We start from the raw sequence: 25,877 nt of genomic DNA on the forward strand, positions 1-25,877 counted from the left end.
CCCTTCGGTCGCGTCGCTTGCGCGACTTCGCTGCGCTTCGCCCTTGACCGCCCGGCTGCGGGGGCCTTTTCACACTCGGAGGGCGGGCCGGGGGAAAGGGGCCACGCGGGGGGTTGTTTTGTCGGCGGGCCGTCGTGGGCGGGTGGCGGGCCGGTGGTCGGGGTGGGGCCCGGGTATCGCTCCGGTCGGCTTGATGGGTGCGGGCCGGTGGGGTGGGGCTCGGTTTGTAGCCGGGGTGGGCGGGACTCTGTCCGCTGGTTTGGGGTGCGCGGTCGTGGAGTGGGGCGGCCCGGGCCGGCTCAGCGGCCAGCCGCCGTCAGTGGGCTGGGATTCATGCCCCGCTGGTCACCCCCGGTGGGCGGGAACGGGGGAAACCCCGCTCGCGCGGTGACCGGGCTCGCCTGGATCGCCTCTGGAGTCACACGAGTTCACACCAGCTCCATGACGGGTGCGGAGTATCGCGTTCCACCCCGGGCCGTGTGAGTAAGTACGCTCGCGAGCGTCCGGGAGTGCCTCTGGAGTCACAGGAGTTCACTCCGGTCCCATCGGCGGGGATTTCGACTTACCCACCCGCCGGACGAGGGAACTGCGCACGCGAGCACCCCCGTTCGCCCCTGCCATCACGCGAGCCACACCCGCCCCATCGAGGGGCGGAGCGACACCTTCCGCCCGGCCGTGCGAGTTAGTGTGCTCGCGAGCGTCCGGGAGCGCCTCTGGAGGCAAGGGAGTTCACATTTGCCCCATTTGAAGTGAGAATGTTGGCTTAAGTCGCACCTTGGTAAAGTGGGTAAAATCCGGGGTCTGGCGATGTGAAGCCGCAGGTCGGCTCCTGTGATCCCCGCGCACGCAGGGGGTCGTGCCCGTGCGTGCGCTCGGCGATTCTTCAGTCCACGGGCAGTGATCAGCGGGGCATGAATCCCAGCTCACCGACGGCGTCATTCGCTGAGCCGGGCCGGGCCGCCCCATTTCACTGCCGCGCACCCCGGGCCGGCGGGCACGGTCCCACCGGCCCGGGCCGCAAGCCGAGCCCCACCCCACCGGCGCGCGGCCAACGAGCCGACCGGAGCGATACCCGGGCCCCACCCCGCCACCGGCCCGCCACCCGCCCACGGCGGCCAGCGCAAAAGCACCGCCCCCGCGTGGACCTTCCCCCCCCGGGCCGCCCTCCGAGAGTGTCTTTCGCGCCTGGAGGCGCCGGGTCAAGGGTGGGCGTAGCCCATCACGCAGTGACGCGACCGGAGGGAGCGCCCTTGACGCGGTGGTGGAAGGTGCGACTCTCGGAAGGAGGGCGGACACCACGCCAAGCGCACTCGGACCTCGCGCTATGACACGTGCCCGCCCACTTCCTGCGGGGCAACCCTTCTCGTCTGCCCCGCTATTCGTCAGTCCTCCGCCTTCTCCGGTTCCGCTTCAGAACCGAGGTCGAAGAGGTCCTCGACCCGGGTGGCGGTGACGGCGAGGTCCAGCCAGCACTGGAGCCGGGGGATGTCCGTGCATTCGTGGATGTACTGGAGGACCACCGCCGGGACGTCGATACGCCGGCCCGTCAGGATGCGGACCACGGCCTGCGCCATGCCCCATGCCTCCCCCTCGGCCCTGCCTTCGGCCCGGCCCACGGCCTTGCCCTCTTCCAGCCCCGCGCCCTTGCCTTCGTAGAAGGTCTGTTCGACCAGAGTCCCGCGGCCCGGGAAGTAGCTCGCGATCGGCTTGGGAGCCCACGGGTTTCCCACTCCGGTCATGCTGCGGCCTCGCTCTCGAAGAGGTCGGCCGCCCGGGGGGTGGTGACGGCGAGGGCCAGCCAGCGGTCGAGGGTCGCGGTGTCGGTGCAGCTCTGAATGCGCTCAAGAGCGTTCGCGTCGACATCGATGCCTCGGGTCTTCAGGACGCTGACCACTGCGTTGGCCGTGGCTACGGCCATGCCGACGTCCTTGCCCTCCAGGAACGTCTCCTCGACGAGGGTGCCTCGGCCCGGGAAGTAGCTTCCGTTCTTCATCAGTTTCCTCCAGTTGTCCCTGACCGGGGTCTCGTTCAGGCCGATTTCCATGATTTCGGAGTAGTACCGGAAAGAGTCCTCGTCCGCCGTTCCGAGCGCCTTCGCCAGCACTTCCAGTATGGCCGGGGCCTCCGGCTGAGTGCTGTGTGTCAGGGCCGAGAACGCGGTCATGGCGAGGTTCTTCGCGGCGGTGTCCGGGTCGGTGATGACCGGGACGTTGCCCGGGCCGAGGACGAGCGGGTGGAGCGTGAGCGCCGACCAGTCGCCGTAACCCGTGCGGAAGGGGCCCGCCGCCCAGCGGGCCGTCGGGCGGTCCTGGCAGACCACCAGGAGCAGCGCGGGCATGTCGTACTTCGCGCGCAGGTAGCCGAGGTATTACGTCCAGCTCGACGCCTTCGCCCGGTCCCGGCGGCCCTGGGCCTCGATCGCGAGCAGGAAGCCGTCTTTGCCGGGCACTTTGACGCGCAGGACGGTGTCGACCCGGCGTTCCAGCGGGCGGATCTCGGTGGTGTCCGGGCTGATGACGTCGATCTCCGCTTTCGTCGGCAGCGGTACGCCGAGGAGGTCGAAGACCGGCGGCAGGAGTTCCGGGCGGTCCTGGAAGATCCGGTGCGCGGTCTCATGGGATGAGGTGACCATGAGGGCGAAGCTAGGAGCCGACGGCCCGTCCGGGGTTGCTTTTGGCATATGACCACCCGTGAGAGTGATCCACCCCCTTTGCCCGAGACCTTCTCGCCGGTAAGGATGGAGGAGTGAGCGACTGGTGCACTACTCTGCACCGGTGAGTTCAGCTCACTGAACTCATGATCGTCGTGACGGTCGGTGACAGGCAGAGGAGTGAGCCGGTGGACAGCCCGGTCAAGGACATATCCGTGGCGTCCGCCACGCCCACGGAGCCCCAGGCCCCCGCCGCCCCCGGCGCGGGCCCGCTCGGGCGGTTCGGCCGCTTCGGGCCCGTCGCGCTCGTCGTCGCAGGCGGGCTCTCCGTCCAGTTCGGCTCCGCCGTCGCCGTTCTCCTCATGCCCCGCGCGGGCGCGCTCGGCGTCGTCACCCTGCGGCTCGTCCTCGCCGCCGCCGTGCTGCTGATCGCCTGCCGCCCCAAGATCCGCGGCTACAGCCGCGCCGACTGGGGAACCGTCGTCGTGTTCGGCACCGCGATGTCCGCGATGAACATCCTCTTCTACCTTTCCGTCGCCCGGATCCCGCTCGGCGCCGCCGTCACCCTCGAAGTGCTCGGCCCGCTCGCCCTCTCCGTCCTCGCCTCGCGCCGCCTGGTCAACTTCTTGTGGGCCGGACTCGCGCTCGCGGGCGTCGCCCTGCTCAGCGGCGGCGGCTTCGACCGGCTCGACCCGCTCGGCGCCGGCTTCGCGCTCGCCGCGGGCTCCATGTGGGCCGCGTACATCGTCTTCAGCGCCCGCACCGGCCGTCGTTTCCCGCAGATGGACGGGCTCGCCCTCGCGATGGCAGTCGGCGCGGTCATCAGCCTGCCGTTCGGCATCGTCGCGGCCGGTGACCGGCTGGTCGTCCCGTCGACCGTCGGGCTCGGTCTCGCCGTCGCGCTGATGTCCTCCGTCCTCCCGTACGCCCTGGAACTCGTCGCCCTGCGCCGGATGCCCGCCGCGACCTTCGCCATCCTCATGAGCCTGGAACCGGCCATCGCCGCCACCGCCGGCTTCCTCGTCCTGCACCAGGCGCTCGGCTTGCTGGACGCCCTCGCGATCGCGCTCGTCATCGCGGCGAGCATGGGCGCGGTACGGACCCAGGTGGCCCGCGCCACCCAGTGACGCCCGCGGACCGGCCGAACACCGAACACCGAACACCGAACACCGAACACCGAACACCGAGCGGCGGGGGGGGGGGGGGGCCCCCCCCCCCCCCCCCCCCCGCCCCGCGGGCGGGGGGGCCCCCCCCCCCCCCCCCCCCCCCCCCCCCCCCCCCCCCCCCCCCCCCCCCCCCCCCCCCCCCCCCCCCCCCCCGCCGCGGGGCCCCCCCCCCCCCCCCCCCCCCCCCCCCCGCTCTCGCATGCAGATGTACGGATGTACGGCCGCCCCGCCCGTGCCGCCCCGCCCGGGGCCCGCCCGCTCACGCCTCCCGCAGCGCCTCCACGATCACCATCCGCCGCACCCGCCGGGCCGGCAGCACCGACGCCGCGACCCCCGTGAGGACGGTGGCGGCGAGCAGCCCCAGGATCGTCAGGGCCGTACCGCCCGACGAGCCCAGGACGGCTAGCGGGGAGATCCGGCCGCCCAGGACGGAGCGGGCGGCGAGGGTGCCGTACACCAGGCCGAGCAGGGTGCCCGCGAGCGCGCCCGAGAGGGCGAGCAGGACGGATTCCAGGGTCAGCATGCGGCGCAGCTGCCCGCCAAGGAGGCCGATCGCCCGCAGCATCCCGAACTCGCGGGTCCGTTCCTCCACCGTCAGCATCAGGGTCGCCGCCACGCCCAGTGCGGCGATGGCCGTCGAGAAGCCGAGCAGTACGGTGACCACCAGCATCAGCCGGTCCAGCATCGCGCGTACGAGCCGCGCGTCGGAGCCGGTGTCCGCGACGCCGATGCCGGGGTACGCGCCGAGCGCGCGGTCCAGTGCCGCCCGGGCCTCGTCGTGGCTCGTCCCGTCCGCCGGGTTGACCAGCACCGTGGACACCCGCGCCGATCCCGAGGTCGCCCCCGATCCCGACCCCGCCGCCCCAGCGGCGCTCCCGCCCGAGGCCCCCGCCAGCCGGGCGAACGTCGCCCCCGTCACGTACAGCGACGCGTCCGGGTGGATCCCCATCGGCAGCGTCTCCCCGCCCCGTACGACCGTGAGCCCCGCCCCGGCCCGGCGCAGCGGCCCGAGCGCCTCGCCGTCCCGCAGTGCCCGCGCCTGGGCGACGCCGTCGGCGCGCGGGTTGAGGCCCGCCGGGTCGGCGGTGGCGACGACCGTGCGGCGGCCGTCGACGGTGAGGGTGGTGGTACGGACGGGGGTGACCGTCAGGTGCGGTTCGGCGCGCAGCGCGGCGAGCGCGCCGGCCGGGACGGAGGCGTCGTCCGGGTCGAGGGCGAAGACGGCCGGCATCCGGTCGGTCAGCATCTCCTCCAGACCGCCCTTGGTGATCCCGATGGCGGTCACCGCCGAGATGGCGACGGTCACGCCCACCAGCATCGCGGAGGCGGCGGCCGCGGTCCGGGCGCCGTTGGCGCGCAGTTGCTGCACGGACAGCCGGCCGACCGTGCCGAACGGGCGGCGCAGGGCGAGTCCGATCAGACCGACGACCGGCGGCAGCAGGTGGCGCGCGTACCGCAGAACGGCGAAGAAGGTGAGGATCGCGCCGAGCGTCACCGCGAGCAGCGCGATCGCCGACCCGCCGAACGCGCCGATGGCCAGCAGGCCCCCGCCCGCGACCAGCATCAGGACGGACACCACCTCGCGCACCGACCGGCTGCCCGGCTCGGGCAGGGTCGCCGCGCCGCTGGCGGCGAGGGCGGCGACCGGCGGTACGGCGGAGGCGGCGCGCGCCGGGCGGCGCACCGCCCACAGGGTGAGCAGGACGCCGAACAGCCCGCCGAGGAGGAACGTCCAGCGGCCCGGCATCAGCGAGATCTCGACCGGGCCGAGGTCGGCCAGACCGTTCAGGAGCGCCGTGCCGAGGGCGCAGGCGCCCGCGCCCGCCGCGAGTCCGGCGGCCGAGGCGAGCACGCCGAGGAGCAGGCCCTGGCGGCGGATGATCCGGCGGATCTGGTCGCGGTCGGCTCCGACGCAGCGCAACAGGGCGAGCTGCCGGGCGCGTTGGGCGAGGACGACGGAGAAGGTGTTGGTGACGACCATCCGGGCCACCGCCATCGCGATGAGGACGAAGGACAGCGCGGCGGTGAGCACGACCGCGTACATCGTCCGGCCGCTGCTCTTCGCCTCCTCGACGGAGGCGGCGTGGGTGCGGGCGGCGACGCCGTCGCCGAGCGCGTGGCGTACGTCCTTCGCGACGTCGTGAGGGTCGGCGCCGGGGCGCAGCGCGAGATCGAGGTGGGTGGTGCGCGAGCCGGTGGCGTACGTGGCGACGGCGGCCTCGGGGATGCCGAGCGCCGGGTGGGAGCCGAGGGTCTGCGAGGAGGCGGTGTCGAGCAGGCCGGTGACGCGGACGCGGGCGGTGGTGCCCTTGGCGGTGGTGATGCGGACGGTGTCGCCGGTGCGGGCGCCGACGCGGGTCGCGCTGTCCTCGTCCAGAGCGATCTCGCCCGGGTGTTCGGGCCAGGCGCCGGTGGCCAGGCGCTGCCAGCGCAGGTCGGGGCGGGCGGCGATGGAGGTCACCATGGCGCGGTCGTCGAGCGGGCGGCCGGCGGGGGTGAGGACGTTCGCGTGGCCGGCGACGCGCGGGGCGACGGCCGCCACTCCCGGGACCCGAGCGGCCTTGGCGGCGGCGTCCGCCGGGAGCGGCGCGCCCGGGACGTTGCCGCGCGGGGTGACCTGGACGGGCGCGTCGCCGACGTCGATCGCCGCCGACTGCTCGTACGACTGGACGAGCGCGCCCGCGCCGCCGACGGACAGGACGAGGAACGCGACGCCGACGGCGACGGCGGCGCCTGTGAGGACGAGCCGGCGCAGCTGGGCGCGGAAGTCCTTGAGCGTGAAGGCAAGGAGGGAGGAGCGGGACGAGCGGGAGGGCGGCATGGCGATAACGCTAGAGAGCAGAGGCCTTGGAGGTCGGCCCCATCAGGCACGATTCGGGGTCATCCCGGAGTCGGCGGTCCGGGGGCGGGGGCGTACCTCTCGGGGATGAGCGGGGGTACGACTCGGGGCGTGGGGCAGGGTCGGCGCCGGGCCGGACGGTCAGGTGGGAGGCGCGTGCACGGGGGCGGTGCGGGGCCCGGCGCGGATCACGCGGCGGGGCGCCGGGCTCGCGCCCTCGCGCTTCCGTGCGCCCGAAAACTCAAAGCAAGCACGCTTGATTGTTTCTATGGCGGCTGCCATGCTCCTCACGCACGTCCGTGACCCGCCCGTCCCCGCCCCGACCCGAGGGGAGCGCTCCGTGTCCGACCCTGCCGTCGTGCTCGACGACTTGCGTGCCGAGAGTGAGGAAGTCGACGCGCTTGTACGGGAGTTGAGCGAGCGCGAGTGGGCGTCGCCCACACCCGCGCCACGCTGGACCATCGCGCACCAGATCGCCCATCTCGCCTGGACGGACAACGCCGCGCTGCTCGCGGCGACCGACCCGGACGCGTTCGCCGGGGAGGTGGCGAAGGCCCTCGACGCACCCGACCGGTTCGTGGACGACGGCGCCGAGGAGGGCGCGGCGCTGCCGCCCGCCGAACTGCTCGCCCGCTGGCGCGTGGGCCGCGCCAAGCTCCACCGGGTCCTCGCCGAGGCCCCGCCCGGCACTCGGTTCCCCTGGTACGGGCCCGCCATGAGCGCCGTCTCGCTCGCGACCGCGCGCCTCATGGAGACCTGGGCGCACGGGCAGGACATCGCCGACGCCCTCGGGGTCGACCGGGTGCCGACGGCCCGGCTCGGGCATGTGGCGTGGATCGGGCTGCGCTCCCGCGACTACGCGTACCACGTGCGCGGCCTCACCCCGCCCGCCGAACCCTTCCGGCTCGAACTCACCTCTCCGGAAGGAGAGATGTGGGCGTACGGCCCCGAGGGCGCGCCGCAGACCGTCACCGGCCCGGCCCTCGACTTCTGCCTTCTGGTCGCCCAGCGCGTCCACCGCACCGACACCGCGCTCGTCGCCCACGGCGCCGACGCCGAGCGGTGGCTGGACATCGCGCAGGCGTTCGCGGGACCGGCGGGACCGGGCCGCGCGCCCGGCGGGGCGGCGCAGAACGGTGGCGCGGGGACAGGCGCGGGGGCAGGCATGGGGGAGGACGTGGGGGAGGGCGCGTGATCCTGCGGATCGGCAACGCCTCCGGCTTCTACGGCGACCGCTTCGACGCCGTCCGCGAGATGCTGACGGGCGGCCCGCTCGATGTCCTCACCGGCGACTATCTCGCCGAACTGACCATGCTGATCCTCGGTCGCGACCTCCTCAAGGACCCCTCGGCCGGATACGCCAAGACCTTCCTGCGGCAGATGGAGGAAGGGCTGGGGCTCGCCCACGAGCGCGGGGTGAAGATCGTCGCCAACGCCGGCGGCCTCAACCCGGCCGGGCTCGCCGACGCCCTCCGCGCCCTCGCCGCCCGGCTCGGCGTCCCCGCCCGGGTCGCCCATGTCGAAGGCGACCGACTCCCGCCCCGCCCAGGGGCGTTGGCGGTGAACGCCTACCTCGGCGGCGGCGGGATCGCGGCCGCGCTTACCGCCGGCGCCGATGTCGTCGTCACCGGGCGCGTCACCGACGCGGCGCTCGTCACCGGGCCCGCGCAGTGGTTCTTCGGCTGGCGGCCGGAGGACCCGGACTGGCACGACAAGATGGCGGGCGCGGTCGTCGCCGGACATGTCCTGGAGTGCGGCACCCAGGCCACCGGCGGCAACTACGCCTTCTTCACCGAGCGGTTAGGCGAGCTGTTGGGTGAGCGGTTGGGCGGGCAGTCAGGTGAGCGTTTAAGTGAGCGGTTCGGCGACCCGGCCGCGTTCCGCCGCCCCGGCTTCCCCCTCGCCGAACTCCACGCCGACGGCACCGCCGTGATCACCAAGCACCCCGGCACCGGGGGCTTCGTCGACACCGGCACCGTCACCGCCCAGCTGCTGTACGAGACGGCGGGCGCCCGCTACGCCGGCCCCGACGTGACCGCCCGTCTCGACACCGTACGGCTCACCCAAGAGGGGCCGGACCGGGTACGGATCGACGGCGTACGGGGCGAGGCGCCGCCGCCCACGCTCAAGGCGGGCCTGTGCCGCCTCGGCGGATTCCGCAACGAGGTCGTCTTCGTGCTCACGGGCCTCGACATCGAGGCGAAGGCCGCTCTGGTCCGCGCCCAGGTCGAGGACGCGCTCGGCACGTCCCGCCCCCGCCAGGTCACGTGGGAACTGGCCCGTACCGACCGTCCGGACGCGCCGACCGAGGAGACCGCCAGCGCGCTGCTCCGCCTCGTCGTCCGCGACCCGGACCAGGAGGCCGTCGGCCGCGCGGTCACCGGCGCCGCCATCGAGCCGGCGCTCGCGAGCTACCCGGGCTTCCATGTCACCGCCCCACCCGGCCGGGGCGCCCCCTACGGGGTCTTCGAGACCGCGTACGTCCCGGCGGACGAGGTCGCGCACACGGCCGTCCTGCCCGACGGGACCCGCGTCCCCGTCCCCGTACCGGCGCGCACCCGGCCCCTGGAGCCCGTACCGGAACCGCCGCTGCCTGAACCATTGCCCGAGCCTCTGCCCGAGCCCCCGCCCGGAGAGGGAAAGCCGGCCCGGCGGGTGCCGCTCGGGCGGATCGCCGGGGCGCGCAGCGGCGACAAGGGTGGCGACGCGAACGTCGGCGTCTGGGTCCGCACCGACCCGGCCTGGCGCTGGCTCGTCCACACCCTCACCGTCGACCGCTTCCGCGCCCTGCTGCCGGAGACGGCCGAACTCCCCGTACTGCGCCATGTGTTGCCGAATCTGTGGGCGGTGAACTTCACCGTGACCGGCCTTCTCGGCGAGGGCGTCGCGTCCCAGGCCCGCTTCGACCCGCAGGCCAAGGCCCTCGGTGAATGGCTGCGCTCCCGCCATCTCGACATCCCGGAGGAACTGCTGTGACCGTCCTCGCCTCCGCACTCGACACCGCCGGACCGGAGTACGCGGGCAACCGCGCGGCCATGCTCGACAAGATCGCCGCGCTCGACGCCGAGCACGCCAAGGCGCTCGCGGGCGGCGGCGAGAAGTACGTGGCCCGGCACCGAAAGCGCGGCAAGCTGCTTGCCCGTGAGCGGATCGAACTCCTCGTCGACCCCGACACCCCCTTCCTGGAGCTGTCCCCGCTCGCCGCCTGGGGAAGCGACTATCCCGTAGGGGCGTCCCTGGTCACCGGTCTCGGGGTGGTCGAGGGGGTCGAGTGTCTGATCACCGCCAACGACCCGACCGTGCGCGGCGGCGCCTCCAATCCCTGGACGCTGAAGAAGGCGCTGCGCGCCAACGAGATCGCGTACGCCAACCGGCTGCCCGTGATCTCGCTCGTCGAGTCCGGTGGCGCGGATCTGCCCTCCCAGAAGGAGATCTTCATCCCCGGCGGGGCGCTGTTCCGCGACCTGACCCGGCTGTCAGCCGCCGGAATCCCCACCGTGGCCGTCGTGTTCGGCAACTCGACCGCCGGCGGCGCGTACATCCCCGGTATGTCCGACCACACCGTGATGATCAAGGAGCGGTCGAAGGTCTTCCTCGGCGGTCCGCCGCTCGTGAAGATGGCGACGGGCGAGGAGAGCGACGACGAATCGCTCGGCGGCGCCGAGATGCACGCCCGCGTCTCCGGTCTCGCCGACCACTACGCCGCCGACGAGCGCGACGCGCTGCGCCAGGCCCGCCGGATCGTCGCCCGCCTCAACCACCGTAAGGCGCACGCCGATCCGGACGCTGCCGTCCAGCCGCCGAAGTACGACCCGGACGAACTCCTCGGCATCGTGCCCGGCGACCTCAAGACCCCCTTCGACCCGCGCGAGGTGATCGCACGGATCGTCGACGGCTCGGATTTCGACGAGTTCAAGCCGCTGTACGGGACGAGTCTGGTGACCGGCTGGGCGCGGCTGCACGGCTATCCGGTCGGCGTCCTCGCCAACGCGCAGGGCGTCCTCTTCTCGGCGGAGTCGCAGAAGGCCGCGCAGTTCATCCAGCTCGCCAACCAGCGCGACATCCCGCTTGTCTTCCTGCACAACACCACCGGCTACATGGTCGGCAAGGAGTACGAGCAGGGCGGCATCATCAAGCACGGCGCGATGATGATCAACGCGGTGGCGAACTCGCGCGTCCCGCATCTGTCCGTCCTCATGGGCGCCTCGTACGGGGCCGGGCACTACGGCATGTGCGGCCGGGCCTACGACCCGCGCTTCCTCTTCGCCTGGCCGAGCGCCAAGTCCGCCGTCATGGGCCCGCAGCAGCTCGCCGGGGTGCTCTCGATCGTGGCGCGGGCGAGCGCGGCGGCGAAGGGGCGGCCGTACGACGACGAGGCGGACGCCGGACTGCGCGCGATGGTCGAGGCGCAGATCGAGAGCGAGTCGCTGCCGATGTTCCTGTCCGGGCGGCTGTACGACGACGGGGTCGTCGACCCCCGGGACACCCGCACCGTCCTCGGGCTCTGCCTGTCCGCGATCCACACGGCACCGGTCGAGGGCGCGCGCGGCGGCTTTGGTGTCTTCCGTATGTGACCCGAGCGCCGCACGCGACCCGCATCCCGTATCCCGCATGCGACCCGTGACCGTGACCGTGACCGTGACCTGTGACCCGAAGGTGAGGCATTGCGCCATGTTGTCGACTCTTCTCGTGGCGAACCGGGGCGAGATCGCCTGCCGGATCTTCCGCACCTGCCGTGACCTGGGCATCGCGACCGTCGCCGTGTTCTCCGACGCGGACGCCGACGCCCTGCACGTACGGGAGGCGGACACGGCGGTACGGCTGCCCGGCGCCACCCCCGCCGACACCTATCTGCGCGGCGACCTGATCGTGGAGGCCGCGCTCGCGGCCGGGGCCGACGCCGTCCACCCCGGCTACGGTTTCCTGTCCGAGAACGCCGGCTTCGCGCGGGCCGTCACCGACGCCGGACTGGTGTGGATCGGCCCGCCGCCGGCCGCGATCGAGGCCATGGCGTCGAAGACCCGCGCCAAGGAACTCCTCGGGGTGCCGCCGCTCCCGGCCGCCGCCGTCACCGAGGCCGACCTGCCCGTCCTGGTGAAGGCGGCGGCGGGCGGCGGTGGCCGGGGCATGCGGGTCGTTCGGCATCTGGACGATCTGGCCGGGGAGTTGGCGGCGGCCTCGGCGGAGGCGCTGAGCGCGTTCGGAGACGGCGAGGTGTTCGTCGAGCCGTACGTGGAGAACGGCCGCCACATCGAGGTGCAGCTCCTCGCCGACATCCACGGCACCGTCTGGACCCTCGGCACCCGTGACTGCTCGCTCCAGCGCCGCCATCAGAAGGTGATCGAGGAGGCCCCGGCGCCCGGTCTGCCGCCCGGGCTCGTCGAGTCGCTGTACGAGCGGTCGGCGTCGGCGGCGAAGGCCGTCGGCTACACGGGCGCGGGCACGGTCGAGTTCCTGGTGGCGGACGGCCGGGCGCACTTCCTGGAGATGAACACCCGTCTCCAGGTCGAACACCCCGTCACCGAGGCTGTGTTCGGCGTCGACCTGGTCGCGCTCCAGATCGCCGTCGCCGAGGGCGAGGCGCTGCCGCCCGAGCCGCCGCGGCCGTCCGGCCACGCCGTCGAGGCCCGTCTGTACGCCGAGGACCCGGCCGCCCGCTGGGCCCCGCAGACCGGCCCGCTGCACACCTTCGAGGTGCCCGGCGGGCCCGGCCTGCGGGTCGACACCGGCTACGCCTCCGGTGACACCGTCGGCGTCCACTACGACGCCATGCTCGCCAAGGTCGTCGCCCACGCCCCGACCCGCGCCGCCGCCGCCCGGCTGCTCGCCCGCGCCCTCGAACGCGCCCGTCTGCACGGCCCGTCGACCAACCGCGACCTGCTCGTGGCCTCCCTCCGCCACCCCGGCTTCACCGAACCGGACCGGCTCGGCACCGGGTTCTACGCCGAACACCTGGACGCGCTGACCGCCCAGCCCCCGGGCGAGGAGTATGCGGCGGTCGCCGTCGCGCTCGCCGATGCCGTTGCCAACGTCTCTCGTTTCGGGGGTGGTTGGCGCAATGTGCGCTCGCAGGACGAGTGCCGGAAGTACGCGGGAGTGCGCGCCGGGGCGGAGGGTGCGTACGAGGTGACGTACCGCCCGACCCGCGACGGCGGCCACCGGGTGACCAGCCCGCCCGGAGTCCGGGTGGTGGCGGTCGCCGCCGACCGGGTGAGTCTCGAAGTCGGCCGTCTCGTGCGGCACTTCGACATCGCGCGGTACGGGCAGGGTGGGCGGGAGGTCGTGTACGCCGGACCGCACCGGCTCACCCCTGTACCCCGTTTCCCCGATCCCGACGATCAGCGGGAGCCCGGCTCCCTGCTGGCCCCCATGCCCGGCACCGTCGTCCGCGTCGCCGAGGGCCTGGCCGTCGGCGAACGGGTCGAGACCGGGCAGCCTCTGCTGTGGTTGGAGGCCATGAAGATGGAACACCGCGTCACCGCACCCGCCTCCGGCACGCTCACCGCGCTCCATGCCGCCCCCGGCCGCCAGGTCGAGGTCGGCACCCTGCTCGCCGTCGTCTCGACCTCGACCGATGCACAGGAGGAACCGTCCGTATGAGCACCCTCATCGAACCGGCCGAACACACGGCCCTGCGCGCCGCCGTCGCCGCCCTCGGCCGCCGCCACGGACCCGGCTTCGACCGCGCCGATCTGTGGGCCGAGGCCGGCAAGCTCGGCTACCTCGGCGTCAATCTGCCCGAGGAGTACGGCGGCGGAGGCGGCGGCATGGCCGAGCTCTCCATCGTCCTGGAGGAGGCGGGCGCGGCGGGCGCGCCGCTCCTGATGATGGTCGTCTCGCCCGCGATCTGCGGCACCGTCCTCGCCCGCTTCGGCACGGACGCGCAGAAGGCCGCCTGGCTGCCCGGCCTCGCCGACGGCAGCCGCACCATGGCCTTCGGCATCACCGAACCCGACGCCGGCTCCAACTCCCACCGCATCACCACCACCGCCACGCGGACGGCGGACGGCTGGGTCCTCGACGGCCGCAAGGTCTTCGTCTCCGGCGTCGACATCGCCGACGCGACCCTGATCGTCGGCCGTACGTCCGACGCCCGCACCGGCAAGCTCAAGGCCTGTCTCTTCATCGTCCCGCGCGACACCCCGGGCTTCGGCCGGCGCGCCATCGACATGGAACTCGACGCCCACGAGAAGCAGTTCGAGCTGACGCTCGACGACGTCCGGCTACCCGCCGACGCGCTCGTCGGCGACGAGGACGCCGGACTCCTCCAGCTCTTCGCGGGCCTCAACCCCGAGCGCATCATGACGGCCGCCTTCGCCATCGGCATGGGGCGGTACGCCCTCGCGCGGGCGGTGGAGTACGCGAAGGACCGGCAGGTCTGGAAGACCCCCATCGGCGCCCACCAGGCCATCGCCCACCCGCTCGCTCAGTCCCACATCGAACTCGAACTCGCCCGCCTGATGATGCGCAAGGCCGCCGCCCTCTACGACGCGGGTGACGACCTCGGCGCGGGCGAGGCCGCGAACATGGCGAAGTACGCCGCCGCGGAGGCGTGCGTGAAGGCCGTCGATCAATCCGTGCACACTTTGGGCGGCAACGGCCTCACCCGCGAGTTCGGTCTCGCCCGGCTGATCACGGCGGCGCGGGTGGCACGGATCGCGCCGGTGAGCCGCGAGATGATCCTGAACTTCGTCTCCCACCAGACGCTCGGGCTGCCGAAATCGTACTGAGAGGTGCGGATTGACGGCTCTGGCGGGAGCCCTGAGGGGCCCCTGAGGAACGCCTGAGGGGTATCAGGGGCGCGCGGGCATCCGCTCGGGCGCCCCTGCGAGCGAATCGGGGGCGCCCCGTAAGGGCCGAGGGGGCCGCTGCCGCGGGCGGTCGGCGCCGGTCCGGTGCGCCGGGCCGGTCATTATGCTGACGTCCCCGGCACCGGCGTACCGGCGTACCTGCGCGTCAGGACGCCCGCTCGTCAGGCACACCCGCACGTCAGGGCGTCCGCGTATCAGGACATCCGCGCGTCAGGACACCAGCGAACCGGCGCCGGTCCGGGCCCGACGACCCCTCGAACCGGGAGGACAGGACCCCGTGACCGTCGCGCCCTTCTCTGTCGCGCCTTCCCCCGTCGAACCCTCCGCGGTGTCGCTCTCCACCGGGGAGCTGTCCGCTTCCGACCGGGCGGAGAGCTGGCACGAGGCCGTGTCCCACACCTTCGTACCGATGACGGTGGAGCTCCTGGAGGACGAGCCGGCGGCCGGGACGATCGTCAGCCACCAGCTCGGCCCGATGCGGATCTCGCGGGTCCAGGCGGGCCCGCAGGTGGTGACACGGAGCAGACGTCTGATCGCCGACGACGACCGTTCGGTGCTCATCCTCAGCGTTCAGGAACACGGCACCGCCTTCAAGGAGCAGGACGGGCGGGAGTCGGTCATCCGGCCCGGCCAGTTCTCCCTCAGCGACTCCTCCCGGGCCTTCCGGAAGGTGATCGCGGAGGAGTTCGCCTTCACGTCCTTCCACTTCCCGCGCGCGGAGCTGGACGTACGGGAGAGCGACCTGCGGGCCCTGACCGCGACGGCGTTCGGTACGACCGAGGGCAGCGCGGCGCTGGTGATGTCGTATCTCGCGGGGATGGCGCGCCAGGCGCCCAGCCTGAGCGACACGGTCGGCCGCCGGGCCGCGGCCACGGCGCTCGATCTGCTGGCCATGCTCGTCGACGACCGCACCGGGAACGCCCGGCCGCGCGGGCAGCACACCGAGGCCATCCTTGAGCGGGTCAAGGATTACATCCTGCGGAATCTCCGCGACCCGGACCTGACCCCGGCCGCGATCGCGGAGGCGAACCACATGTCGGTCCGCTATCTGCACAAGCTGTTCCAGGGCGAGGACGTCTCGGTCGGCGGCTGGATCCGGGCACAGCGGCTGGAGCGGTGCAGCAGGGATCTGCTGCGGCCGCTGGCGGAGGAGGTCGGGGTGTCGGGGATCGCCCGGCGCTGGGGGTTCGCCAACTCCAGCCACTTCAGCCGCGCTTTCCGGGCGGCGTACGGGATGACGCCGCGCGACTGGCAGACGGAGCGCGGCGCGTGGGCGGCGTGACGGCGGGCGGGGATGGGGGCGGGATCGCGGGTCGGGGGCGGGGTAGCCGTGTCAGTCGGCGGCCAGGTCCCGCAGGGCGCCGTCCCAGTCGATCGCGTCGCCTTCCGTGCCGGGGCGGACCAGCGCGAAACTCTCCCGGCGGAGCCAGCGGCGTACCTCCCGGACCGGCAGATCGATCAGTACGGTCCGCTCGCGCCCCCGCAGCATGACCCGCAGCGAGGTACGGCCCTGGCAGGGGCAGGGCGGCCAGACGCGCACGTCGCCGAGGCCGCTGGGCCGGTGCAGCCCGTCCCACAGGAGGTCGCGGGAGAACCGCCAGACGCCGGCGCCGGCCGCGTCCCCCAGGAATTCGAGCGCGACGGAGAAGGGGTCGTCGCCGCTGTAGCCGAGGCGCACGGGGACGTCGGCGGAGTCGTGCTCGCCGAGGACGAGCCGGGCGTCGAGGTGGATCTCGGTGCTGCGGATCGCGGGGCTGGAAATCTCGGTGCCGGGGATCTCGGTGCCGCCGGCCTCGGGGCAGGGCTGGGGGCCGGGCGGCGGGTGAGGGGCGGACATGGGGTCTCCAGGGACGGTCGAACGGGTGGGGTGGCCAGGCGGCCGGCCCGTACGCGGGGTGTGACGCGTGGGGTGTGACGCGGGGCCCGGGGCGTGCCCGGGGCGTGCGCGGTGGGTGCGCGGCATGGGGTGGTGGCCGGCGTTCCCGCCTCGGGCTCGGGGGCTGCCGGGGACGGTCAGGTTAGGGCGCGCGGGGCCGGCGCCGATGTTCCGTCGGTGCACGGAGATGCGCCATTCCGTGCATCGTTCAACTACTAAGAGGGTGGGGTGGCGGGCCCCGCCGCGCCCCACGGGCGTCGTGGAGCCGCTCGCGCCCCGGCCGGCGGCCCGGCCGGATGTGTATCGCCGCTGGATCGCAAGTCCCTTTATTTACAGGTGAGTTGGGGCTCCGGTGGTTGGGTCCATCGACCTCCCCCGGGGATCTTGGACCCGAGCGCGGCAGCGGTCTCCCACCGCCCGGAGGCCCGATTTCACGGTTTGTAGAAAGGGGTCGTGCTCCATTCCGCGTCTTGTATGAATGCCGGAAGGAGGCATTCGAAGATGAAGAGGTGGATACAGCGCGCCCGCTCGGCAGGCGAGGTGCTCCAGTCGCTGGTGGACGGGTTGGCCGAGGACCTGGGGCGTTCCGTCGTCCTCGACGACCCGCTGGTACGGCTCATCTGTTCCAGCCGGCACTTCGGCGACGAGGACGGGGTGCGCGTTCGCACCCTGCTCCAGGGGATCGCCGACGACGAGGCCATCCGCTACGTGCTGTCGCAGGGCGTCGCCGAGTGGACCGCCCCCGGCATCCTGCCGGGGCGTGACGATCTCGGGCTGCTGCCGCGCTACTGCGTTCCCATCCGCGAGCGCGGCCACATGCTGGGCATCCTCATGGTCGTGGCGACCGGCGCCCCCCTCACGGACGCCGAGATCGAGGCCATCGGCAAGGCCGCCCGCGCCGTGGCCACCGAGATGTACGCCGAGCACCTGGCCTCGGACGCCGACGAGGAGCGCACCCGCGACCTCGTGTTCCGGCTGGTCGGCTCGGACGCGGCGCTGCGCTGCGAGGCGCACCAGCGCGTACTGGACGACGGTCTGCTCCCGGCGGGCCCGCACGTCGTGGTGACCCGGGTGGTCGTCGCCGGGCGGCGGGGTCCCTCCGGGCGGGGAGCGGTGGCGCTGCGCGGCGCGCTGGAACCGTACCAGCAGACCCGTACGGCCCGCGGTCTGCTCGGGGTCGAACAGGACCGGGCGGTACTGGTGCAGGTCTTCCGGCGGGAGCCGTCGGAGGAGGAACTGGAGGTCCAGTCCCGTGCCGTCCTGCGCTCCCTGGAGACCTTCCTGGACGCGGAGTCGACGGCCTTCGTGGGCGTGGGCGGGCGGCGGACGGAACTCCTGGACGCGTGGGTCTCAGACGACCAGGCCCGGGTGGCGGTGCGGGCCGCTCGCCGGCTGCCCCGGCTCGGGGGCGTCGGGGACTGGGAGCGGCTGGGGGAGTACGCGGTGCTCCTCCAGCTGCCCGACAGCGCGCTCGGTGCGTCCCTCGTACCCCGGCAGCTGCGGAGCCTGCTGGACGAGGGCGGCAGCGGCAATGGCAACGGCAACAGCAACGCCAACGGCGCCGGTCATGGCAGTGGTGGCGGGTCCGGGTCCGGGTCGGGGTCGGGGTCCGGGTCGGGGTCCGGGGCGGGGTCCCGGCTGGAGGAGACCCTGCGCTGCTTCCTGGAGAACGCCGGCTCCGTACCCAAGACCGCGGAGGCCCTGGGCGTCCACCGCACCTCGCTGTACTACCGGCTGCGGCAGATCCACGAGATCACGGGCATGGACCTGGACAACGGCGCGCACCGGCTCTCCCTGCACATGGGGCTGCGGCTGTGGGACCTGATCCAGGCGCCCAGGGAAGCCGATCGGGCCTGAGCGGCCGAGCCGCCAAGCCCCGAGCCGCCGTGCGCCCGTCCCCCTGCCTGCGTTGCTACAGAGCGAGGAAGCTTCGGTGGGCAATTCCTACGGTGGTCGGTGGTCAACGGGGCGGGTCCGCGGCAAGAATTCTTACGAGCCGCCACCCGGCTTCGACGAGGAACGGACGACGACGAGCACCATGCGCGAACTGATCACCAACGACGGTGTGACCCTGGCCTACCGGGACAGCGGGGGCGACGGAGTCCCCCTGGTCATGCTCCACGGCTGGGGCCAGACACAGGAGATGTTCCGCCATCAGGTCGAGGGGCTGGCGCCGGGCCGGCGCGTCGTGACGGTCGACTTCCGCGGCCACGGCCGCTCCGCCAAGCCCCGGCACGGCTACCGCATCGCTCGCCTGTCCCGCGACGTCCTCGAACTGGTCGACCACCTCGGCCTCGACACCTTCGACGCGCTGGGCTGGTCGATGGGCGCCTCGGTCTGGTGGAGCTTCGCCGACCAGTACGGCACCGGGCGCGTCCGCCGGCTCGTCTGCGTCGACCAGCCGGCGGCGGTGGCGGCGGTGCCGTGGATGGCGCCGGACGAACAGCGGGCGAGCGGAGCCATCTTCGACGTGGCGGGGCTCCTGGAACTGGGGGCCGCGCTGGCCGGCCCGGACGGCGAGAAGGCCCGCGAGGACTTCGTCCGCTCGATGTTCAGTGGGGACACCGACCCGGAGCTGCTGGCGTTCGTGACCGAGGAGATCCGCGCCACCCCGGCGTACGCGGGCGTGCCGCTGCTCTTCGACCACTGCGCCCAGGACTGGCGCGACCTGCTCGGCCGGATCGACGTACCGACGCTGGTGCTCGGCTGTGAGGGCAGCCATGTGGACCCCGCCTCGCAGCGGTTCATCGCCGAGCGGATCCCCGGCGCCCGGCTCCACGTCTTTCCGTCGAGCGTCGCGAGCTCGCACTTCCCGTTCCTGGAGAATCCGGCGGAGTTCAACGCCGTCGTGGAGAAGTTCCTCTCCTGACCTTCCTCCGGTACGAGATCCGCCTCTGATCTGCCGCCGCCACGGCGATCTCCCCCTTCGTCTCCCCTCCCCCTGTCGTCGAGCGACGAGCCGTTCTTGGCGACCCCCTGTATCCCCCTGTATCCCCCTGCATCCCCCCGCGCAGTCTGAACCGATCGGAGCCCCCATGATCCCGTCGGGTGCCTCACCCATGCCCGAAATCGACTTCCCCCAGCAGGACCGGGCCGCCGTCGCCACCCACGACGTCGGCAACGGCTGCATCGACGTCCTCTCCCCGCCGCCCGGCACCGACCCCGAGGACTGCCTGTACGTCACCCTCCACGTGCAGGGTGCGGCCTCCCTCCGGCGCGACGGCGTCAGCACCGCCCTCGCCCCCGGCGACCTGCTGATCGGTACGACCCCGAACCCGGTAGGCCTGCTCCAGGACGCCGAGGCGCGGATGCTCCGGTTCCGTGTGCCCTGCTTCTACTTGGGGGTGCGGGTCCGCGAAATCCGGCGTACGGGCGGGCTGATGGCGCGGGGCAGCGAGGGAGTCGGCTCGCTGGCCTCCCAGTTCCTCAAGACCCTCGCGTCCCAGCGCCGCAACCATCTCTCCCCGCCGTGCCGCCATCTCGCGCGCAGTGCGTGCGACATCGTCGCCGTCCTGGTGGCCGAACTCCTCGAAAAGGAACAGCCGGAGGCGCCGACCGCCGCGGCCGGGATCCTGGCGCGCGTCCACGCCCACATCGACGAGAATCTCGCCGACCCGGACCTCTCGCCCGACGCGATCGCCCGGTCGCAGCACATCTCGGTGCGCTATCTGCACCGGCTCTTCCAGCAGGACGGGACGACGGTGGGGCAGTGGGTACGGCAGCGACGCCTTGACGCCTGCCGCCGGGAGCTGGAACGCCTGCCCCGCTGGCGGACCAGCGTCGCCGCCATCGCGCAGCGCTGGGGCTTCGTGAGTCCGTCGCACTTCAGCCGGGCGTTCCGGGCGGCGTACGGGCTGTCGCCCCGGGAGTGGCAGATGTACGCCACGAGGGCCGACGGCGCCCCGGACCGCCCGGCCTCCTGACCCCGCCCCCCTTCCCTTCCCCTCGCCTCCTCCGCCCCGCCCGAAAGACCACCATGCCCTCCACCTGGCCCACGGTCGTGATCGTTCACGACGGCTGTTCCGACGCCACCACCTGGTTCGGTGTCATCGCCGAACTCCACCGGCGCGGGCTGACCGTCCTCGCCGCCGCGAACCCGCTGCGCGGCCTCGCCCACGACGCCGCCTACGTGTCCTCCGTCGTCGCGGGCATCGACGGCCCCGTCGTCCTGGTCGGCCATGCCTACGGGGGCGCGGTGATCACCCAGGCGGGAACCGCCCCCGGCGTCGTCGCGCTGGTCTACGTCTCCGCGTACCTCCCGGTCGAGGGCGAGAGTTACCGGGCGCTCGCGAGCCGCTTCGCCCCCGCGCCGATCCTCGCGTGCCTGCGGCGCACCCCGCTGGGGAGAAACGAGTCGGGCCCGGCGTCCGGCCCGGCGTCCGGTTCGGCGGGCGAATCGACGGGCCTACTGGAGGCGGAACTCACCGTGCCCGCCGACGCGTTCCGCGAGCTGGTCGCCGCCGACCTCGATCCGGAAGTCGCCCGCGCCCTCGCGGCGGTCCAACGCCCGGTCGCAGAGCGGGTGTTCAGCGACGCCCCGACCGAGGCGGCCTGGCGTCACAAGCCCGCCTGGGCCCTGGTGACCGGCGCGGACCAGGTGCTGCCGCCCCAGCTCCAGCGCTTCACGGCCGATCGCGCCGACGCCACCGTGCTCGAACTGCCCGAGGCCTGCCACGCCGTGGCCGTCTCCCAGCCGACGGCGGTGGCCGAGTTCATCCACGACGCCGCCCGCGTGGCGACGGGGTCCGGGGCCGGGATCGGGATCGGGACCGGGACTGGGACTGGGGTCGGCCATGCCCACTGACTGCGCGACCCCCGTCCTGGCGGGCCGACTGCTCCTGGACGAGGGGAAGTTCATCGAACTCCCGGTGCGCTTCCTTTACCTTCCCGAGGCGCCGTACTCCGTCGTGATGGAGTTCCCCGGCTTCGACGCGGCCGTCGGGGCCTGGGAGTTCTCCCGCGACCTGCTGTGGGAGGGCCTGCACACGGCGGCGGGCGTCGGGGACGTACGGATCTGGCCGCCGTGCCCCACCCACGGCCTGCGCCGACTGCGGATCATGCTCCAGGGCGAGGACGGCACCGCGATGGTCGAGGTCCCGGCCAAGCCGGTGCGGTCCTGGCTCCGGGGGCGCAGCTTCGCCCTCGTCCCCCGCGGCCGCGAGTCCGAACGCGCGGCCGTCGACTGGGACGCGGAACTGACCCGCCTGGTCCGGGGCCGCTGAGGTGACCCGCTTCGACCGGGCTGGGTCCCCCGGCCCGGCGCTCCCCGGGTCGGCGGAGGGAATCCCGGGCCCCCGTTCTTGCGGCGTCCTGCCAGATCGCTCGCCTCTACTCTCACCTGTATGACGACCGATTGGGTGGCAGAAGAGCGACGCGTCGCTGACGGGCGGCGCCTCGGTGAGCACAACCATCCACCCGCGCGGCGGGCCCCCGCCCCACCGCCGCTGTCCGAAGCGGAGATCTCCGAAGCGGAGGCGGAACTGGGCATCACGTTCCCCGACCAGTACCGGGAGTACTTGCTCCGGCAGAGCGCCGGCGGTGCGGTGAACCGGCTGTGCCGGTCCGCGGCAGGCTGGGGCTGGAGCGGGGATTCGCTCACCAACTACGACTTGCTCACCACCGACTTCCCACATCCGGACTCCTACCGTGCCTACGAGGCCGAGCTGGACGCGCGCGAACCGAGGGAGCGGGACTTTCCTGACCGCGACGCCTACCAAGCGGCCTGGGATCAGTGGGACAGCGAATTCGGGGTGCTCCAGGAGCGCAAGACATCCGGCGCTGTCGTCCTCCAGGAGAACGGCTGCGGCTTCTCGACCCTGCTCGTCGTCACCGGTCCCCACCGGGGCTCGCTGTGGTTCGACGCCCGGGCCACCTGCGACAAGATTCTTCCTCTGAACCTGAACGGCCGGCCTGTGTCGTTCATGGACTGGCTCGCTCGGGGGTCGATGAATTTGCTCACCTGGTGAACTCGCCGGGAAGGTACGGCGCCGGCCTACTCGAAGGGCGGGTCGGTGAGGTTGTCGAGGTCGTGCCCATGGAGGCCATAGACCTTCGGGGCGTTGACGGAGATGAGGCGGTCCCGGGCGGTCTCCGGTCCGGTCGGGCGGCCCGGGAACAGGTGTCCGTCAGCAAACCATGCATGCGCGCTTGCTTGTTTCTGGCGCCGGTGCCAAGGTCTCACCGAGCCGCCGCACCACCCGATCCCGATCCATCCTTCGCCACCACCGTCACCGTCCCATTCGAAGGGCCACGCATGGTGTTTCGCAGCGAGTACGCGGATGTCCCGGTCCTCTCCCTTCCCATTCACGACGTCGTCCTCGGGCGCGCCGCCGAGTTCGGGGAGACGCCGGCGCTGGTCGACGGCAGTGGTGGGGACGGGGCGCTGAGCCTCAGCTACGCCCGACTCGACGCCCTGCACCGGCAGGTGGCGGCCGGGCTCGCCGGGGCCGGGGTGGGCAAGGGAGACGTGGTCGCCCTGCACAGCCCCAACAGCGTGCTGTTCCCCGTGGCGTTCTACGCGGCGACCCGGGCCGGCGCCGCCGTGACCACCGTGCATCCGCTCGCCACCGCCGAGGAGTTCGCCAAGCAGTTACGGGACTCGGCGGCGCGCTGGATCGTGACCGTGTCGCCGCTGCTCGCGACAGCGCGGGCGGCGGCCCGGCTCGCGGGCGGTGTCGCGGAGATCTTCGTCTGCGACCGCGCGCCCGAACGGGACGGGAACGAGGCCGGGAGCGGGCCCGGCGTGCGGTCGTTGCAGGATTTCCTGGGAACGGCGGAGCCCGTCCCGGACGTCGCCGTCGACCCGGCCACGGACCTGGCGGCGCTCCCGTACTCCTCCGGCACCACTGGCGTCCCCAAGGGCGTGATGCTCACCCACGCGTCCATCGCCACCAACCTCGCCCAGCTCGAACCGCTCGTGCCGATGGGCCCCGGCACCCGGATCCTCGCGATCCTGCCCTTCTTTCACGCGTACGGCCTGACGGCCCTGATGAACGCCCCGCTACGGCTCGGCGCCACCGTCGTCGTCCAGCCGCGCTTCGAGTTCGACGGCTTCCTCGCCGCCATCGAACGGCACCGCATCACCGCCCTGTACGTGGCGCCGCCCATCGTGCTCGCTCTCGCCAAGCACCCTGCGGTCGCCGACCACGACCTGTCGTCCCTGGAGTACATCGTCTGCTCCGCCGCCCCGCTCGACGCGGCACTCGCCGAGGCGTGCTCCGCGCGGCTTGGTCTGCCGCCGATCCGCCAGGCGTACGGGATGACGGAACTCTCCCCGGCCACCCACCTGGTGCCGCTCGCCGCCGTCGCCCCGCCGCCCGGCACGGTCGGCAAGCTGCTGCCGTCGACCGAGATGCGGATCGTCTCCCTCGACGACCCCGCGAAGGACGTGCCGCCCGGCGCGGCGGGCGAGATCGTGATCCGGGGCCCGCAGGTCATGAAGGGCTATCTGGGGCGGCCCGAGGCCACGGCGGAGATGATCGGCGCGGACGGCTGGCTGCGCACCGGCGACATCGGGCGGGTCGACGAGGACGGCTGGCTGTACGTCATCGACCGCGTCAAGGAGCTCATCAAGTACAAGGGTTACCAGGTCCCGCCCGCCGAGCTGGAGGCCCTGCTCCTCACCCACGAGGGCATCGCGGACGCCGCCGTCATCGGGGTCGACGGCACGGACGGCACCGAGATCCCCAAGGCGTTCGTCGTACGCCAGCCGCACGCGGCGGAGCTGAGCGCGCAGGAGGTCGCGGCGTTCGTCGCGGCGCGGGTCGCCCCGTACAAGAAGGTCCGGCAGGTCGAGTTCATCGACACCGTGCCCCGGGCGGTGTCGGGAAAGATCCTCCGCAGGGAGCTGCGCGCACGGTAGGAATGGTATGAACCACAGGGAGCAAGAGTGACGAGCGAGCAGGGGGACCACGCATGAGCTTCGTCCGCACGGCGTCCGAGCGCGGGATCACCACTCTCACGCTCGACTCCCCAGCCGCTCGCAACGCGCTGTCCGCGGCACTCGTCACCGAACTCTCCGACTCTCTCGCCGCCTGTGGCGAGGACCCGGCCGTCCGCGCGGTGGTCCTCGCCCACACCGGTACCACCTTCAGCGCGGGTGCCGACCTGAAGGCGCCGCCCAGCCCGTACGCCTTCGTCGATCTGCTCCGACAGATAGTCGAACTCCCCAAACCCGTGGTCGGCGTGGTCGACGGGCACGCCCGGGCCGGCGGGCTCGGTCTGCTTGGTGCCTGCGATGTCGTACTGGCCTCGGACGGCGCGGACTTCGCGCTGACGGAGGTACGGATCGGGGTCGCCCCCGCCGTCATCGCCCTCACCCTGCTGCCGAAGCTCGAACCCCGCGCGGCGGCCCGTTACTTCCTGACCGGCGAGCGTTTCGGTACGGCCGAGGCGCGGGCGATGGGCCTGGTGACGGGGCCGCTCGCCGACCTCGAACCGGTCCTCGACGGGCTGCGGCGGGCCTCCCCGCAGGGGCTGCGCGCGACGAAGCGACTGGTCACGGCTAGAGTCCTGGAAACCTTCGAGCGCGACGCGGAGGAACTGGTCCAGTTGTCCGCCACGCTCTTCGCCTCCACCGAGGCGAGAGAAGGGATGACGGCCTTCCTCGAGCGACGGGACCCCGCGTGGCGACTGTGAGTGGCGGCGGCTCCACCGGACAGCCGGGAACCCCTACGGCCCGTACGGGTTCCACGGCCCCTACGAGCCCTACGGGATATGCGAGCCCTGCGGGTTCCACGGCCCCTAGGAGATCTGCGGCCCCTGCGGGTCCAGAGGACTCCGCGACCCCTACGGGCCGTAAGAGTTCCACCGGATCTCCGGGCCCGGGAAGCGCCGGCCGCGGTGCCGGGCCCAAGCAGGACCGCAGCCGGGCCACCCGCCAGCGGCTCCTGGAAGCGGCGGTCGCCTGCCTCGCCGAGTACGGCTGGGCGGGTTCCACCGTCGCCGTCGTCGCCGAACGTGCCGGGGTCTCGCGTGGTGCCGCGCAGCACCACTTCCCCACCCGTGAGGACCTGTTCACGGCCGCCGTCGAGTACGTCGCCGAGGAGCGCTCCGAGGCCCTGCGCACCCTGCCCACCCAGGACCGGCACACGGTCGTCGCGGGCCTCGTCGACCTCTACACCGGCCCGCTCTTCCGCGCCGCGCTCCATCTGTGGGTCGCCGCCTCCGACGAGGAGCAGCTGCGGCCCCGGGTCGCCGAGCTGGAGGCCCGGGTGGGCCGCGAGTCGCACCGGATAGCCGTCGAACTGCTCGGTGCCGACGAGTCCCGCCCCGGCGTCCGTGAGTCCGTCCAGGGCCTTCTCGACATGGCCCGGGGCCTGGGCCTCGCCACCCTCCTCACCGACGACCGGGCCCGCCGCGAGCGGGTCGTCGCGCAATGGGCCCGGCTCCTGGACGAGGCCCTGGGCTGAGAGGCCCGGGGCTGAGGGGGTGGCGGGGGCCAAGGGGTCGGGGGAGTGACAGGCCCCGCCGGCCGAGGGACGACGTCGCGGGGCGTCCCCGACGGACGCCCCGCACCCGCCACCCGTAGCGGCCG

21 protein-coding genes are annotated in these 25,877 nt (G+C 73.1%); 16 read left to right on the top strand and 5 right to left on the bottom strand.

Annotated elements, in window-relative coordinates; translation table 11 throughout:
- Positions 1–1,382: 1,382 nt before the first annotated feature.
- The 3 genes from ACGFRB_RS01415 to ACGFRB_RS01425 are packed head-to-tail and all read right to left on the bottom strand — an operon-like array spanning position 1,383 to position 2,632.
- A complete protein-coding gene (locus tag ACGFRB_RS01415; protein WP_393237473.1) occupies positions 1,383–1,739 on the bottom strand; it encodes a hypothetical protein in 357 nt (118 codons plus the stop codon).
- Entirely contained in the window at positions 1,736–2,338 is a 603-nt protein-coding gene (locus tag ACGFRB_RS01420; RefSeq protein WP_393237476.1) for a hypothetical protein, read from the bottom strand. The genes ACGFRB_RS01415 and ACGFRB_RS01420 overlap by 4 nt, the downstream gene beginning before the upstream one ends.
- A 30-nt stretch (positions 2,339–2,368) precedes the next feature.
- On the bottom strand, positions 2,369–2,632 hold the full coding sequence (locus tag ACGFRB_RS01425; protein WP_393237479.1) for a hypothetical protein: 264 nt from the start codon (positions 2,630–2,632) through the stop codon (positions 2,369–2,371).
- A gap of 233 nt (positions 2,633–2,865) precedes the next feature.
- On the opposite strand from ACGFRB_RS01425, the gene ACGFRB_RS01430 reads away from it, so the two are divergent.
- Positions 2,866–3,777: a DMT family transporter gene (locus tag ACGFRB_RS01430; protein ID WP_393238202.1), complete on the top strand. Its 912-nt coding sequence runs from the start codon at positions 2,866–2,868 to the stop codon at positions 3,775–3,777.
- 298 nt (positions 3,778–4,075) lie between these two features.
- Here the strand turns inward: ACGFRB_RS01430 and ACGFRB_RS01435 are convergent, their stop codons facing one another.
- The gene (locus ACGFRB_RS01435; protein WP_393237482.1) at positions 4,076–6,637 is read right to left on the bottom strand and encodes an FtsX-like permease family protein; all 2,562 of its coding nucleotides are present in this window, start codon (positions 6,635–6,637) and stop codon (positions 4,076–4,078) included.
- A 358-nt stretch (positions 6,638–6,995) separates the two neighbouring features.
- On the opposite strand from ACGFRB_RS01435, the gene ACGFRB_RS01440 reads away from it, so the two are divergent.
- The 6 genes from ACGFRB_RS01440 (at position 6,996) to ACGFRB_RS01465 (ending at position 15,748) form a co-directional block, all read left to right on the top strand.
- The gene (locus ACGFRB_RS01440; RefSeq protein WP_393237485.1) at positions 6,996–7,850 is read left to right on the top strand and encodes a TIGR03084 family metal-binding protein; all 855 of its coding nucleotides are present in this window, start codon (positions 6,996–6,998) and stop codon (positions 7,848–7,850) included.
- Positions 7,847–9,631, top strand: a complete 1,785-nt coding sequence (locus tag ACGFRB_RS01445) for an acyclic terpene utilization AtuA family protein (protein ID WP_393237488.1) — start codon at positions 7,847–7,849, stop codon at positions 9,629–9,631. Before ACGFRB_RS01440 ends, ACGFRB_RS01445 begins: the two co-directional genes overlap by 4 nt.
- Positions 9,628–11,229: an acyl-CoA carboxylase subunit beta gene (locus ACGFRB_RS01450; protein WP_393237491.1), complete on the top strand. Its 1,602-nt coding sequence runs from the start codon at positions 9,628–9,630 to the stop codon at positions 11,227–11,229. Before ACGFRB_RS01445 ends, ACGFRB_RS01450 begins: the two co-directional genes overlap by 4 nt.
- Before the next feature lie 97 nt (positions 11,230–11,326).
- Positions 11,327–13,255: an acetyl/propionyl/methylcrotonyl-CoA carboxylase subunit alpha gene (locus ACGFRB_RS01455; protein ID WP_393237494.1), complete on the top strand. Its 1,929-nt coding sequence runs from the start codon at positions 11,327–11,329 to the stop codon at positions 13,253–13,255.
- A complete protein-coding gene (locus ACGFRB_RS01460; RefSeq protein ID WP_393237497.1) occupies positions 13,252–14,385 on the top strand; it encodes an acyl-CoA dehydrogenase family protein in 1,134 nt (377 codons plus the stop codon). The genes ACGFRB_RS01455 and ACGFRB_RS01460 overlap by 4 nt, the downstream gene beginning before the upstream one ends.
- A 358-nt stretch (positions 14,386–14,743) precedes the next feature.
- Positions 14,744–15,748, top strand: coding sequence for a helix-turn-helix domain-containing protein (locus ACGFRB_RS01465; RefSeq protein WP_393237499.1), 1,005 nt, complete (start codon positions 14,744–14,746; stop codon positions 15,746–15,748).
- A 51-nt stretch (positions 15,749–15,799) separates the two neighbouring features.
- Here the strand turns inward: ACGFRB_RS01465 and ACGFRB_RS01470 are convergent, their stop codons facing one another.
- Positions 15,800–16,303: an SsgA family sporulation/cell division regulator gene (locus ACGFRB_RS01470; RefSeq protein ID WP_393237502.1), complete on the bottom strand. Its 504-nt coding sequence runs from the start codon at positions 16,301–16,303 to the stop codon at positions 15,800–15,802.
- Positions 16,304–16,843: 540 nt separating this feature from the next.
- On the opposite strand from ACGFRB_RS01470, the gene ACGFRB_RS01475 reads away from it, so the two are divergent.
- From ACGFRB_RS01475 to ACGFRB_RS01515, 9 genes are all read left to right on the top strand, one after another.
- Positions 16,844–18,199 (top strand): PucR family transcriptional regulator, encoded by a 1,356-nt coding sequence (locus ACGFRB_RS01475; protein WP_393237505.1) that lies wholly within the window; start codon positions 16,844–16,846, stop codon positions 18,197–18,199.
- A gap of 181 nt (positions 18,200–18,380) precedes the next feature.
- Positions 18,381–19,211, top strand: a complete 831-nt coding sequence (locus ACGFRB_RS01480) for an alpha/beta fold hydrolase (protein WP_393237508.1) — start codon at positions 18,381–18,383, stop codon at positions 19,209–19,211.
- Positions 19,212–19,401: 190 nt separating this feature from the next.
- Positions 19,402–20,265, top strand: a complete 864-nt coding sequence (locus ACGFRB_RS01485) for a helix-turn-helix domain-containing protein (protein ID WP_393237511.1) — start codon at positions 19,402–19,404, stop codon at positions 20,263–20,265.
- Positions 20,266–20,318: 53 nt separating this feature from the next.
- Entirely contained in the window at positions 20,319–21,146 is an 828-nt protein-coding gene (locus ACGFRB_RS01490; RefSeq protein WP_393237514.1) for an alpha/beta fold hydrolase, read from the top strand.
- Entirely contained in the window at positions 21,136–21,564 is a 429-nt protein-coding gene (locus ACGFRB_RS01495; protein WP_393237517.1) for an SsgA family sporulation/cell division regulator, read from the top strand. The genes ACGFRB_RS01490 and ACGFRB_RS01495 overlap by 11 nt, the downstream gene beginning before the upstream one ends.
- A 120-nt stretch (positions 21,565–21,684) precedes the next feature.
- The gene (locus tag ACGFRB_RS01500) at positions 21,685–22,308 is read left to right on the top strand and encodes an SMI1/KNR4 family protein (protein WP_393237520.1); all 624 of its coding nucleotides are present in this window, start codon (positions 21,685–21,687) and stop codon (positions 22,306–22,308) included.
- Positions 22,309–22,595: 287 nt separating this feature from the next.
- Positions 22,596–24,203, top strand: a complete 1,608-nt coding sequence (locus ACGFRB_RS01505) for an AMP-binding protein (RefSeq protein ID WP_393237522.1) — start codon at positions 22,596–22,598, stop codon at positions 24,201–24,203.
- Between the two features lie 53 nt (positions 24,204–24,256).
- Entirely contained in the window at positions 24,257–24,979 is a 723-nt protein-coding gene (locus ACGFRB_RS01510; protein ID WP_393237525.1) for an enoyl-CoA hydratase family protein, read from the top strand.
- 251 nt (positions 24,980–25,230) lie between these two features.
- Positions 25,231–25,752, top strand: a complete 522-nt coding sequence (locus ACGFRB_RS01515; RefSeq protein ID WP_363002598.1) for a TetR/AcrR family transcriptional regulator — start codon at positions 25,231–25,233, stop codon at positions 25,750–25,752.
- Positions 25,753–25,877 lie beyond the last annotated feature (125 nt).

Source organism: Streptomyces sp. NPDC048718, assembly GCF_043198875.1.
Taxonomy (GTDB): domain Bacteria; phylum Actinomycetota; class Actinomycetes; order Streptomycetales; family Streptomycetaceae; genus Streptomyces.

Coding starts and splice junctions, on each gene's coding strand:
- ACGFRB_RS01415 (WP_393237473.1), bottom strand. CDS start 1,739: ATGACCGGAGTGGGAAACCCGTGGGCTCCCAAGCCGATCGCGAGCTAC.
- ACGFRB_RS01420 (WP_393237476.1), bottom strand. CDS start 2,338: ATGCCCGCGCTGCTCCTGGTGGTCTGCCAGGACCGCCCGACGGCCCGC.
- ACGFRB_RS01425 (WP_393237479.1), bottom strand. CDS start 2,632: ATGGTCACCTCATCCCATGAGACCGCGCACCGGATCTTCCAGGACCGC.
- ACGFRB_RS01435 (WP_393237482.1), bottom strand. CDS start 6,637: ATGCCGCCCTCCCGCTCGTCCCGCTCCTCCCTCCTTGCCTTCACGCTC.
- ACGFRB_RS01455 (WP_393237494.1), top strand. CDS start 11,327: ATGTTGTCGACTCTTCTCGTGGCGAACCGGGGCGAGATCGCCTGCCGG.
- ACGFRB_RS01460 (WP_393237497.1), top strand. CDS start 13,252: ATGAGCACCCTCATCGAACCGGCCGAACACACGGCCCTGCGCGCCGCC.
- ACGFRB_RS01470 (WP_393237502.1), bottom strand. CDS start 16,303: ATGTCCGCCCCTCACCCGCCGCCCGGCCCCCAGCCCTGCCCCGAGGCC.
- ACGFRB_RS01475 (WP_393237505.1), top strand. CDS start 16,844: ATGAAGAGGTGGATACAGCGCGCCCGCTCGGCAGGCGAGGTGCTCCAG.
- ACGFRB_RS01480 (WP_393237508.1), top strand. CDS start 18,381: ATGCGCGAACTGATCACCAACGACGGTGTGACCCTGGCCTACCGGGAC.
- ACGFRB_RS01485 (WP_393237511.1), top strand. CDS start 19,402: ATGCCCGAAATCGACTTCCCCCAGCAGGACCGGGCCGCCGTCGCCACC.
- ACGFRB_RS01490 (WP_393237514.1), top strand. CDS start 20,319: ATGCCCTCCACCTGGCCCACGGTCGTGATCGTTCACGACGGCTGTTCC.
- ACGFRB_RS01495 (WP_393237517.1), top strand. CDS start 21,136: ATGCCCACTGACTGCGCGACCCCCGTCCTGGCGGGCCGACTGCTCCTG.
- ACGFRB_RS01500 (WP_393237520.1), top strand. CDS start 21,685: ATGACGACCGATTGGGTGGCAGAAGAGCGACGCGTCGCTGACGGGCGG.
- ACGFRB_RS01505 (WP_393237522.1), top strand. CDS start 22,596: ATGGTGTTTCGCAGCGAGTACGCGGATGTCCCGGTCCTCTCCCTTCCC.
- ACGFRB_RS01510 (WP_393237525.1), top strand. CDS start 24,257: ATGAGCTTCGTCCGCACGGCGTCCGAGCGCGGGATCACCACTCTCACG.